Below are 12132 nucleotides of genomic sequence, written 5' to 3'. Positions count from 1 at the left end.
CCGACCAGGGCGGCTTTCTCTTTTCGCGGCACCTGAAAAGAGCAGCGGAGAACCGGGGCGCCGTTCGCGGCGACCTCGGTGGAATGACCGCACGACCAGGCCCCCATAGCTCAGCAGGACAGAGCGCGCCGCTACGAACGGCGAGGTCCCAGGTTCAAGTCCTGGTGGGGGCACCGCTGGAACCCTGTGCCACCGCGTCTCGCCGGGACGAGCCCGGCGGGGCGCGGTCGGCGGTTCCAGACCAGCACCGCCTTCGCGCGCGGCGGGCGAGAATAGCCGCGCGGAGCATTCCCGGTTAGCCGGAATGGGCCTTCGGCGACACATATGTGAACCCGTCCGTCGAATAGCGCGGCCACATATGTGAACCTCGTACCTCGGCCGCCACCGGCCGTTGACACGCCGGAAACATGCGCTACGGTGCGATCAGAGAGCGCTTTCCCGATAAGCCCTGCACTCACCCCTCATACGGGAGAGGAAATAGCCATGCCCACATCTTTCGGGAACCGGCGCGCCCTGCTGAAGGTCGTCGTGGCCGCCGCGCTGGCCACGACCGCGGTCTCCGTGCCCGGCGCTGCGCCGGCATCGGCCGCGACCACCGCGGACGGGTTCGCCTCGGTGAACGCATTGGGACAGAACGGCACGACCGGAGGCGCGGGCGGCGCCGTCGTCACCGCCGGCACCACCGCGCAGTTCCTGGACTACATCGCCCGGCCGGAACCGCTGGTCGTGCAGGTCAAGGGCACGATCACGCTGCCGACCGGCACCACGGACGGCATGCACGACGTCGCCTCCGACAAGACGATCATCGGTCTGGGCGCCGACGCCAGGCTCGTCGGCGGCGGGCTCAACATCGGCCTCCCGGTGGACGACGACGTCACCTCTCCCCCGGCCGACGCCGTGCACAACGTCATCATCCGCAACCTCGCCCTCACCGGCGCCACGGACGACCTGATCAACGTGCAGATGTTCAGCCACCACATCTGGATCGACCACAACGACTTCTCCAACGGCGACGACGGCGCGGTCGACATCAAACGGGGCAGCGATTTCGTCACCGTCTCGTGGAACAGGTTCCACGACCACGACAAGACGCTGCTGCTCGGCCACGACGACGACAACGGCGCGCAGGACATCGGCCGCCTGCGGGTCACCTACCACCACAACTACTTCGACGGGTCCGACCAGCGCAACCCGCGCGTCCGGTTCGGCGAGTCCGTGCACGTCTACAACAACTACTACCGCGACAACAGCTACGGCGTGGCCTCGGCGATGAACGCGGGCGTGGTGCTGGAGGGCAACTACTTCTTCAGCGTGAACAACCCCGGCCGGGTCGACTTCAGCGGCGACCTCGGCCGGATCGTCGCCCGCGACAACATCCTCGTCGAGTGCAACCACAAGATCGAACTCCGCGGCTCGGTGGTCGAACCGCGCACGTACTACGGCTACACCCTCAACCGCGCCGCCGACGTCCCCACGATCGTGCCCGCCGGTGCGGGCACCGGTCGCAGCTGACAGGAGCACCGACGATGAGCGACATCAGCAGGCGCAGCCTCCTCGCGGGCGCCGCCGCCACGGCCCTCACCGCCGTCACCGCCCGTGCCGCGACGGCCCGCCCGGTCACCACCAACCCGGTGTGGGCGGCGCCGTTCCAGACCGCCGACGGGTTCGCCGGCACGAACACCCTCGGCCAGAACGGCACCACCGGCGGCGTGGGCGGGCCCGTGGTCACCGTGCGGGACACCGACACGTTCCTGGACTACTGCGACCGCAACGAGCCGTACGTGATCCAGGTCGACGGGATCATGACGTTCAGCAGCAAGCAGGGCCTGCGGTCCAACAAGACCGTCATCGGCCTGCCCGGCGCGGAGATCCGCGGCGGCGGCCTGGACATGTACCGCAGGCAGAACGTGATCATCCGCAACCTGAGGTTCACCGGCGCGGACGACGACGCGATCAGCATCCAGCAGTCCTCGCACCACATCTGGATCGACCACTGCGAGCTCAGCGGCGGCGCGGACGGCCTGATCGACATCGTCCGGGGCGCGGACTTCATCACGGTGTCGTGGAACAACTTCCACGGCCACAGCAAGACCGCGCTGCTCGGCCACTCCGACTCCAACGCGGGCCCGGACACCGGCAAGCTCCGCACCACGTTCCACCACAACTACTTCAACGCCACCGAGCAGCGGCACCCCCGCGTCCGCTTCGGCGAGCCGATCCACGTCTACAACAACTACTTCCGCGACAACCGCCTCTACGGCGTCGCCTCCACGGAGAACGCCGGCGTGCTGGTGGAGGCCAACTACTTCCAGAACGTGCCGCACCCGATCTACTCCGGCTACGACGAGAGCGGACCCGGCCGCGTGGTGCAGCGCGACAACATCTTCGTCAACTCCGGCACGCCGCAGACCCTCGGCACGGTCGTCGAGCCGCGCACCTACTACGCCTACACCCCCGACCACCCGTCGACCCTGCCCACCACCGTCCCCGCCGGCGCCGGCGTCGGCCGGATCTGACCCAGGAGGCCACGCATGAGCCCACTCAACCGCCGTCGGCTGCTCACCGGCACGGCGCTCGCCGCGGTCGCCGCCACCGCGCCACGCCCGGCCTGGGCCGGTGTCGGCGCGCTGAACGTCGCCGACGGGTTCGCCGGAGTCACCGCGCTGGGCCAGAACGGCACCACCGGCGGCGCGGGCGGCCAGGCGGTCACCGTGGCCACCGCCGCCGCGCTCGCCGACTACGTGGGCCGCAAGGAGCCGTACGTCATCTCGGTGTCCGGCCGGATCCAGACCGGCGACGAGATGCTGACCGTCGTCGCGAACAAGACCATCGTCGGCGTCGGCTCCACCGCCGAGATCACCGGCGGCGGGCTCCAGCTCGGCTCCACCACCCGACCCGGCAACAACGTGATCATCCGCAACCTGCGGTTCACCAACGCCTCGGACGACTCGATCAGCGTCACCAACTCCGCGCACCACGTGTGGATCGACCACTGCGACCTGTCCGACGGCTACGACGGCCTGCTGGACGTCAAGCGCAACTCCGACTACGTCACCGTGTCGTGGAACCACTTCCACCACCACAGCAAGGCCGCCCTGCTCGGCCACTCCGACACCTACACCAGCGACAAGGGCAAGCTGCGCGTCACCTACCACCACAACTTCTTCGACGGCACGGACCAGCGCCACCCGCGCGTCCGCTTCGGCGAGCCCGTGCACGTCTACAACAACTACTACCGGGGCAACTCGCTCTACGGCGTCGCGTCCACCATGGACGCGGGCGTGGTGGTCGAGGGCAACTACTTCGAGAACGTCGCCCACCCGGTCCTGTCCGGCTACGACAAGAGCGGGCCGGGACGCGTGGTGGAGCGCAACAACATCTACGCCGGCTCCGGCGCGCCGGAAACGCTCGGCGCCGTCGTGGAACCGCGCACCTACTACAGCTACTCGGTGGACGACCCCGCGTCCGTGCCACGCCTCGTCACGGCCGGCGCCGGCGTCGGCCGCGTGCAGGGGGTGGCGTGATGAAGAGGACGACCGCGGTCGCGGTCGCGGTGACGCTGCTCGGCGGCCTGGCCGTCGCGACACCCGTGACGGCCGCTGCCGCCGACAGCGCGCCGATCGGCTTCGCCGCCGTCAACGCCCTGGGGCAGAACGGCACGACGGGCGGCGAGGGCGGCCCCGAGGTCACGGTGTCCACCGCCGCCGACCTCATCGCCGCGATCAAGGCCACCGGACCGCGCGTGGTGCGGGTGCAGGGCATGATCACGGTGCCGGCCGGCATGCACGACGTCACCTCGGACAAGACGATCGTCGGCGTCGGCGCGGCGTCGGGCATCACCGGCGGCGGGCTGAACGTCGGCCTGCCGGTCAGCGAGACGACCACCCCGCCGGCGGACGCCGTGCACAACGTGATCATCCGCAACCTGGTGTTCCGCAACGCCACCGACGACTCGATCAACGTGCAGATGTTCAGCCACCACGTCTGGATCGACCACAACGACCTCTCCCGCGGCTACGACGGGCTGATCGACATCAAGCGCGGCTCCAGCTACGTCACGGTGTCGTGGAACCACGTCCACGACCACGCCAAGAACATGCTGCTCGGGCACTCCGACAGCAACGGCGCCCAGGACACCGGCCACCTGAAGGTCAGCTACCACCACAACTTCTTCAACAAGACGTCGCAACGCAACCCGCGCACCCGGTTCGGCAACCCGGTGCACATCTTCAACAACTACTTCCTCAACAACAGCGACACCGGACCGGCGTGCCAGGCCCAGTCGGGCTGCTGGATCGAGGGCAACTACTTCGACAACGTCGAAGAGCCCATGACCAACAGCTACTCCGGGCCCAAGGGCAACATCGTGGAGCGGAACAACGTCTTCGTGAACAGCGGGAAGCCGGTCGTCGGCGGCACCGTCACCGACCCGCGCACCTACTACCAGTACGCCCTCGACAGCCCGGCCGACGTGAAGGCGCTCGTGACCCAGGGCGCCGGCACCGGCAAGATCTGACGAACGGCGAAATTCGCGCGCACACCGCATTCCCTAGGGTGCGGATCGGGACGGCCGACTCTATAGTTCGGCCGCCCCGATCCGCGTTCGAAGGGAACATCGACGATGTCGAGACGATTAAGACGAGCGTTGCTCTCGTTGTCCGGCTGCGTGGCGCTGCTCGTCGCCGCGAACGGCACGGCTGCCGCGAGTGGTTCGGCCTGGCAGGCGATCGCCGCCGTCGACCCCGTCGTCGGCGCCCGGCTCCAGCCCCACCAGGGCCTGTTGAGCACGCCGACCACCATCACGACCCCGCTGCCCGCCGACCCGGTCGGCGCGCTGGGCACCGCCGTCTCCGCGCTCTCCACCGGGGTCGGCCTGCCGCAGGACGCCACCGCGGCCATCGGCTCCTCGGGCCTGTCCGCCGAAATCGCCGGTCGGGTCGCGAACCTGCTCACCGCGATGACCACCTGCCGGCAGGTCACCGGGACGCGCTTCGAAGCCATCCCGACCGGCCTGCTGCCGCTCGTGCTCAAGACCGGCGGCTCCCTGGACCCCCTGGCGCACGCCGGCATCAAGGCGTGCGCCGAGCCCGTGTGGCGGCGGACGGTCGAGCTGCAGCTCACGCTGGACGACCTGGCGACCGGCCCGGCGACCGCTTCGTGCGCGGTACCCGGCACCGCCGACCTCGACCTCTGGCCCGTGCTGCGGCTGGACGGCAGCACCTGTGGCGACAACACCTACGCGCACGACTACATGCTGCTCATCGACGTCGGCGGCGACGACACGTACCGCAACAACGCCGGTGGCAACATGGTCGACCTCAACTTCTCCCCCGCCGGCTCCGCCGTCACCGGCCTGCGCGGCACCGGCCCGGCGCAGGGCTGCCAGCGCGCCATCCCCGGTCTGACCGCGCTCGACTGCGTGCCCGCGGTCGGCGTCCTGCTCGACCTCGCGGGCCAGGACACCTACGGCGTCAAGGAAACCCCCGACCACGACACCGGCTGCACCACCGACCCGGTCGTGCGCCGGATGATGACCGCCGGCGCGGGGTTCCTCGGCGTGAGCGTCCTGCGTGACTCGGGCGGCACGGCCGACGCCTACACCGGCAAGACCGGCTCACTCGGCGCGGGCCACATCTTCGGCGTCGGCCTGCTGTCGGACGACGGCGGGGACGACACGTACTCGGCGGTGCGCAACAGCCAGGGCTTCGCGCTGGTCGGCGGCTTCGGCCTGCTCAACGACCAGGCGGGCGACGACACCTACGACTACTACATGCCCGCACCGATCGACCCGTCCGCGCCCAACCAGACCGAGGGTGCGGGCGGTGTGCGGGACGACGAGGGCGAAGGACTGTGCGACCGGATCCCCCGGTTCGTCCAGGGCACGGCCAACGTGCTGCCCGGCACCACCGGCGTCCTGATCGACGACTCCGGCGCGGACAGCTACCACGGGGCGTTCGCGGGTGAGTTCGTCGGCCCGATCCAGAACCCGAGCACCAGGGCGGGCAGCCTCGGCTTCGGCAACAACCAGGGCCTCGGCGTCTTCCTCGACCGCGCGACCACCGGCGACACCTACCTGGTGGACGGCGAGCCGACCGTGGTGGGCGTCCCGGCGCGCGGTGACAACACGACCGTCCTGCCGGGCAACGACTCCTCCGGCTCCGGCCTCGGCCAGGGCCTGTTCATCGACCAGTGACGGCAACGGGTTCCGTGCCCACCGCTGCTCGGGCGGGCACGGAACCCGGCCCGCCTACTGGAAGATCACGTCGCTGCAGAAGTAGTACGACTGGTCCGAGTGGCTGGCCTGCCAGATCGCGTAGACCACGTGCCTGCCGGTGCGGCTGCCCGCGTTCACCGCGACCCGGTAGTGGTCGGACGGCGCGTAGCGGCCGGTCGTCGCGACCAGGTCCAGGTGGTTCCAGCCCAACGGCGTGGTCGTGGCGTCGTAGCCCTGCTTGGTCACGTACACCCGCAGGTAGTCCGCGCCGTGCCGGGCCTGGTCCCAGATGTCGAGGGTGAACTGCCGCGGCTTGGTCGCGGCCTTCCACTGACCCGGGTTGTCCAGGGCCGCGTACCGCATGCCGCCGGTCCGCCCGCCGCTGCACAGCTGGCCGTTGGGGATGGCGCCCTGGTGGTTGCCCGCGACACCTTCGCGGTACAGGCCGTTCCAGTTCCACATGGCAGTGGTGTCGGCCTGCCACGCCTGCCAGCACATCGGGTCCTGCTGGGCCATCGTCGGGTTCTGGAAATCGCTGCCCCACCGCTGCCAGCAGCCGTAGTTGCGCGTCGGCGGGTCGACGGTCGACCCGTGCGCCTGGGCGACGCCGGTCATCATGCTCGCCATGAGCCCGGCGACGACCGCGACCGTCGCGAAGGCCTTGGCGAACAGGCTCTTCTTGTTCACAGGGACGGATATGAGCGCCACTCTCTCCTCCTCGTTGAGGACAACCATGTTGGCAATGACCATGGGTGGGCTGGGAGCGCTCCCAAATCGCACTGTAACCAAGCGTGCGCGGAAATGGGAAGTGTTGCGGGACAGCGGCTTCGCATTCGACGCGCATTCGACCGCAATTCGACGAAACGCCCTCCCGACGGCTGCCGGGAGGGCGTTTCGGGTCGGTCGCGAGCTACAGCACCGACAGGTCGACGGCCTCGGCCATCGCCCGGTAACCCACGTCGTTCGGGTGCAGGCGGTCGCCGCTGTCGTAAGCGGGCCGCAACGCGTCCGGATCCGCCGGGTCGGCCATCGCGCGGTCGAAGTCGACCACCGCGTCGAACTCGCCGGACGTGCGGATCCACGCGTTCACCTCGTCCCGCACCGCCTCGCCCGCGTCGGTGTAGTACGCGGCGCCCTTGAACGGCAGCAACGTGCCGCCCACGACCCGCACGCCCTTCGCGTGCGCCTGGCCGATCAGGTCGCGGTACCCGGCGATCAGCTCGGCCGCGGTGACCACCGGGTTCGGCGTGGTGCAGTCGATCGGGAACTGGTTGAACCCGATGTCGTTGATGCCCTCCAACAGGATCACCGTGCGCACGTCGGGCTGCGCCAGCGCGTCGCGCTCGAACCGCGCCGTCGCCTTCTCGCCGAAGCACGACGAGTCGTTGAGCACCCGGCTGCCGCCGATGCCCGCGTTCACCACGCCGCGCCGTCCGCGCAGCCGCTCGGCCAGCTCGTCCGGGTAGCGGTTGTCGGCGTCCACAGTGGACGCCGTGCCGTCGGTGATCGAGTCGCCGAAGGCCACCACGACCTCGCGCCGCGGCGTGGCGTCGACGACCTCGACCGCGTCGAGGTAGTACCACGACGTCGACGTCTCGGTGAACGCGTCCGCCGCCGCGTCGGCCCGGTGGTCGCCGGACGCCCGCCAGCTCGTCGCGCTCGCGAACGCGTGCCCGGTGGCCGGCCCCGTCTTCCCGGCCAGGTACAGCGTCACGGTCACCTGGCTCAGCGGCGCGACGGCCAGCGGCGCGAGGTCGCCGACCACCTCACCGCCGACCGGCACCGTCACCGAGCGACCGCCGCCGAACGTCAGGTGCCGCACCGTGTTCGGGCGCACCGCCGCGCCCTGCTCCGTCCGCGCCACCGTCGCGCCGGTCACGACCAGCGGCGACGTGCCGTAGGCGTTGGACAGCCTGATCCGCACCGCCGCGCCGCCATCGCTGATCCGCACCACCTGGCGGACGGTGTGGTCGTCGAAGCCGACCGTCCCCCAACCCGGTCCGAACACGTCGGTCGGCGCGTGCGGCGAGGCGGCCCACGTCGCGTTCCACCCGAGGCCCGCGGCCCCGGCCGAACCCACCGCCGTGCCCGGGACCAGCGCCAGCCCCAGCACGGCGACCAGCCCTACCGCCAGTTTCCTCATCCCGTGACCCCCAGTCACTCACTTGCCCGTTCGGTGATCACGGTAGCGGTCCGCCCCGACAAAACTCTCCGACCAGCACCGACGGGCGGTGGTGAGTACTTGACGAAGGCTTGACGATCGCCCGGCGGCCGTCTTAGGGTCCGGCATCTCGAAAATTGCCGGATCAAAGACGAAACTTTCGAACGCCGCCGTCGTAGTCGTCCGAGAAAGCGAAGACCTCCATGAAGTCGATCCGCCTCGTCACCGCCGCGCTCGCCGCGATGGCGTTGACATCGCCGCTGGCCCTCGTGGCCGCAGCCTCGCCCGACACGGGTGACCTGTCCGCGGGCCACGCGAAGAAGGACAGCCTCCGCTGGGTGGCGCCCAAGGGGTTCTACATCGGCACCGCCGCAGCCGGTGGCGGCCACCACGAGGACCAGCCCTACCCCGACCCGTTCACCAAGGACCTCGAGTACCGCTCCGTGCTGGCCAAGGAGTTCAGCTCGGTGTCCGCCGAGAACCAGATGAAGTGGGAGTACATCCACCCGGAGCGCGACCGCTACAACTTCGGGATGGCCGACGCCATCGTGAAGTTCGCGCAGCGCAACCGCCAGGTCGTCCGCGGGCACACGCTCCTGTGGCACAGCCAGAACCCGGCGTGGCTGGAGCAGGGCGACTTCACCGCCGACGAGCTCCGCGAGATCCTGCGCGAGCACATCACCACCGTCGTGGGCCGCTACAAGGGCAAGATCCAGCAGTGGGACGTGGCCAACGAGATCTTCACCGAGACCGGGGCGCTGCGCACCACCGACAACATCTGGATCCGTGAGCTCGGTCCCGGCATCATCGCCGACGCGTTCCGCTGGGCGCACGAGGCCGACCCCCAGGCCGACCTGTACTTCAACGACTACGGCGTGGAGAGCGTCAACGCCAAGAGCAACGCCTACCTCGCGTTGATCAAGGACCTGAAGGCGCAGGGCGTGCCGGTGCACGGCTTCTCCGCCCAGTCGCACCTCAGCACCCGGTACGGCTTCCCCGGCGACCTGGAGACGAACCTGAAGCGGTTCGCCGACCTGGGTCTCGGCACGGCCATCACCGAGCTGGACGTGCGGATGGACCTGCCGGCGAACGGCGTGCCGACCGCGGAGATGCTGGCCAAGCAGGCCGACTACTACAACCGGACGCTGGTCGCGTGCCTCAACGTGGAGGGCTGTGACTCCTTCACGATCTGGGGCTTCACCGACAAGTACTCCTGGGTGCCGGTGTTCTTCGCCGGCGAGGGCGCGGCGACGGTGATGTGGGAGGACTTCTCCCGCAAACCCGCCTACGACGTCATGCAGTGCACGCTGGCCAAGGAGTCGGTCGAGCGCGGCGAGCGCCACCCGCACCTCCCGGGCTGCGCCAAGTAGCACCCCGACGCACGCTCGATCGCGTCAGCGCAAGCCGTCGGCCCCCGTTCGGACCTCGAGTCCGGGCGGGGGCCGATTCCACGTCACGGGTCAGCCGCCGACCGCGATCACCGCGCAGGACGCGGCCAGCGCCAGGCACAGCGGCGAGTAGACGCGCAGGTCGAGCCGGGCGAACTCGGTCGACTTCCGGGACGACGAGACGAGCCCGCCCGCGCCGCGCAGCAGGAACACCGCCGCCACGCCCGCCGTGCCCGCCACCGACAACCACGCCGGGCCGGGCACGCCGACGAGGTCCGCGCGACCCACCACGAGGTAGGCCGCCACGCCGAGCAGCACGGCCACCGCCAGCGTCAGACCGGCCGACGGCAGCTTCTCCGGCGGCACGTCCACCACCCGCCGGGCGAACTCCTCCCGTGACCGCAACGGCCACGGCGAGAAGATCCACAGCACGTGCAACGCACCCACGAGCACCAGCACACCCGCCGTGAGCAGGGCCAACACCGCCATCCGACACCCCCGTACGCTTGCGTATGGTCACTGCGCCGTACGGTAGCGTACGGAAGCTGAGAGCACGTGACGCACGCCACGCCGAGGCGGGAACACCGAGCGCCCACCGACCGTTGGAACACTCGGTCGGTGCGGTCCGTGTCCCCGGGCCTCACCAAGCGCCTTCGCGGAATACCGTTCGGCTGGAGCCGCGTCGAGCCACTCGCCGAGAGGCGACCGCCGCGCCGACCCCTTAACTCCTCTGAGCGACGTCCACCAGGCCGGTGACGTCCCGGAGCAGTCCCCGGACGTGGTCGTCACCGGCGAGCGTGCCGTACAGCAGGGCCAGCGAGGCGTCCGCGATCCCGCAGTAGTGGGACACGCCCACCCGGAGCTGCCGGTCGAGCACGTCGTCCATGCCGCGCTCGGCGAACGTCTCCCGCGTCTCGCCCGCCAACCCGATCCACCGCATCCGCTTGCCGGCCAGGCGTGGTCGGCCGCGGCCGTAGGCGAAGCCGTAATTCCACACCCGGTCGATCCACCCCTTGAGGATCGCCGGCGGCCCGAACCACCAGACCGGGAACACCACCAGCAGCAGGTCCGCCGCCTCGATCCGGGCCATGTGCTCCCGCACCGGCGCCGAGTACACCTTGTCGCGGTCGGCCCAGTCCGGTTCGTCCTCGACCGTCATGCGCGGGTCGAAACCCTCGGCGTGCAGGTCGAGCAGGTCCACGGCGACGTCCTGCGCGGTCAGGTGGTCCACCAGCTTGGCCGCCACGCGCGACGTGAGCGAGTCGGTGCGCGGGTGGGCCACCACCACGAGCGCTTTCACCTCGCGTCCAGGCGGACGAGCATCTTGCCGGTGTTGGCGCCGCTCAGCACGCCGAAGAACGCCTCCGGCGCGCTCTCCAACCCGTCGAACACGGTCTCCTCGGTGCGCAGGTGGCCGTCCGCCAGCCACCCGGCGGCGCGCTCGACGTACTCGGGGAACCGGTCCAGGTAGGAGCTGACCACCATGCCGCGCAGGCTGAGCTGCTTGACCGCGGCCGGGTAGAGGTTCGGCCCCGGCACGGGTTCGGTCGCGTTGTACTGGCTGATCGCGCCCACCAGCGCGATCCGGCCGCCGACGCGCATCGCCCCGATGGCCGCCGCCAGGTGGTCGCCGCCGACGTGGTCGACGTAGACGTCGATGCCCTCGGGCGCGGCCGACGCCAGCTGTTCGGCGACGGCGCCCGCCTTGTAGTCCAGCGCGGCGTCGAACCCGAAGTCGTCCAGCAGCTTCTTCCCCTTCACCGGCCCGCCCGCCGAGCCGATCACCCGGGACGCGCCGAGCCGCTTGGCGATCTGCCCGGCGACGCTGCCGACCGCGCCCGCGGCGGCGGACACGAAGACCACGTCACCCGGCCGCACCGGCGCGATCTCGGTCAGGCTCACGTACGCGGTGAGTCCCGGTGTGCCCAGCACGCCCAGGTAGGCGGACGCGGGCGCGATCGTGGTGTCCACGACCGTCACGGCCGACGCGTCGACCACGGCGTGCTCACGCCAGCCGAGGAAGTGGGCCACGGTCGCGCCGACCGGCACGGCGTCCGACTTCGACGCGACGACCTCGCCGACCGCACCGCCGTCCAGCGCCGCGCCGAGCCGGAACGGCGGGATGTACGACTCGACGTCGTCCATCCGGCCGCGCATGTACGGGTCGACCGAGATCCACGTGTTGCGGACGAGCACCTGCCCGTCGGCCAACGCGGGCAGCTCGACGGTGGCGAGCGTGAAGTCGTCGGGTGCCGGCTCGCCGACCGGACGTGACGCGAGCCGGATCTCCCGGGTGGTGGTGATGATCGTCATGGTGTGCCTCCGAGCAGGTGTTCGATCTCTGGTGACCACCTTGCCGACGCCTTGTT

General features: G+C 70.2%; 11 protein-coding genes and 1 tRNA gene. 7 read left to right on the top strand and 5 right to left on the bottom strand.

Annotated features, from left to right (window positions below; all coding sequences use genetic code 11):
* The first annotated feature begins 99 nt into the window (after nt 1-99).
* From ADK67_RS22030 to ADK67_RS22005, 6 genes are all read left to right on the top strand, one after another.
* Nucleotides 100-173, top strand: a tRNA-Arg gene (locus ADK67_RS22030).
* Between the two features lie 310 nt (nt 174-483).
* Nucleotides 484-1512: a pectate lyase family protein gene (locus ADK67_RS22025; RefSeq protein WP_053718367.1), complete on the top strand. Its 1029-nt coding sequence runs from the start codon at nt 484-486 to the stop codon at nt 1510-1512.
* 14 nt (nt 1513-1526) lie between these two features.
* On the top strand, nt 1527-2516 hold the full coding sequence (locus ADK67_RS22020) for a pectate lyase family protein (protein ID WP_063797684.1): 990 nt from the start codon (nt 1527-1529) through the stop codon (nt 2514-2516).
* Between the two features lie 15 nt (nt 2517-2531).
* Nucleotides 2532-3524 (top strand): pectate lyase family protein, encoded by a 993-nt coding sequence (locus ADK67_RS22015; protein ID WP_053718366.1) that lies wholly within the window; start codon nt 2532-2534, stop codon nt 3522-3524.
* On the top strand, nt 3524-4516 hold the full coding sequence (locus ADK67_RS22010) for a pectate lyase family protein (RefSeq protein ID WP_053718365.1): 993 nt from the start codon (nt 3524-3526) through the stop codon (nt 4514-4516). The genes ADK67_RS22015 and ADK67_RS22010 overlap by 1 nt, the downstream gene beginning before the upstream one ends.
* A gap of 105 nt (nt 4517-4621) precedes the next feature.
* Nucleotides 4622-6193 carry a hypothetical protein gene (locus ADK67_RS22005; protein WP_157620733.1) on the top strand — a complete coding sequence of 524 codons (1572 nt, stop codon included), beginning with the start codon at nt 4622-4624 and terminating at the stop codon, nt 6191-6193.
* Between the two features lie 54 nt (nt 6194-6247).
* Here ADK67_RS22005 and ADK67_RS22000 read toward each other — a convergent pair whose 3' ends face one another.
* Both ADK67_RS22000 and ADK67_RS21995 read right to left on the bottom strand, forming a co-directional pair.
* The gene (locus ADK67_RS22000) at nt 6248-6841 is read right to left on the bottom strand and encodes a lytic polysaccharide monooxygenase auxiliary activity family 9 protein (RefSeq protein ID WP_053718415.1); all 594 of its coding nucleotides are present in this window, start codon (nt 6839-6841) and stop codon (nt 6248-6250) included.
* A 283-nt stretch (nt 6842-7124) separates the two neighbouring features.
* The gene (locus ADK67_RS21995; RefSeq protein WP_053718363.1) at nt 7125-8357 is read right to left on the bottom strand and encodes an SGNH/GDSL hydrolase family protein; all 1233 of its coding nucleotides are present in this window, start codon (nt 8355-8357) and stop codon (nt 7125-7127) included.
* Nucleotides 8358-8578: 221 nt separating this feature from the next.
* Between ADK67_RS21995 and ADK67_RS21990 the strand changes: the two genes are divergently transcribed.
* Nucleotides 8579-9745 (top strand): endo-1,4-beta-xylanase, encoded by a 1167-nt coding sequence (locus ADK67_RS21990; RefSeq protein WP_053718362.1) that lies wholly within the window; start codon nt 8579-8581, stop codon nt 9743-9745.
* Nucleotides 9746-9835: 90 nt separating this feature from the next.
* Here ADK67_RS21990 and ADK67_RS21985 read toward each other — a convergent pair whose 3' ends face one another.
* The 3 genes from ADK67_RS21985 to ADK67_RS21975 form a co-directional block, all read right to left on the bottom strand.
* Nucleotides 9836-10252 (bottom strand): DUF3995 domain-containing protein, encoded by a 417-nt coding sequence (locus tag ADK67_RS21985; protein ID WP_053718361.1) that lies wholly within the window; start codon nt 10250-10252, stop codon nt 9836-9838.
* Between the two features lie 232 nt (nt 10253-10484).
* Nucleotides 10485-11063 (bottom strand): NAD(P)H oxidoreductase, encoded by a 579-nt coding sequence (locus tag ADK67_RS21980; protein ID WP_053718360.1) that lies wholly within the window; start codon nt 11061-11063, stop codon nt 10485-10487.
* The gene (locus ADK67_RS21975) at nt 11060-12076 is read right to left on the bottom strand and encodes an NADP-dependent oxidoreductase (RefSeq protein WP_053718359.1); all 1017 of its coding nucleotides are present in this window, start codon (nt 12074-12076) and stop codon (nt 11060-11062) included. Before ADK67_RS21975 ends, ADK67_RS21980 begins: the two co-directional genes overlap by 4 nt.
* Nucleotides 12077-12132: the final 56 nt, after the last annotated feature.

The sequence above is a fragment of the Saccharothrix sp. NRRL B-16348 genome (assembly GCF_001280085.1).
Taxonomy (GTDB): Bacteria; Actinomycetota; Actinomycetes; order Mycobacteriales; family Pseudonocardiaceae; genus Actinosynnema.
Note: the sequence above shows the minus strand (reverse complement) of the source record. Positions and strands in the feature narration are given on the sequence as shown.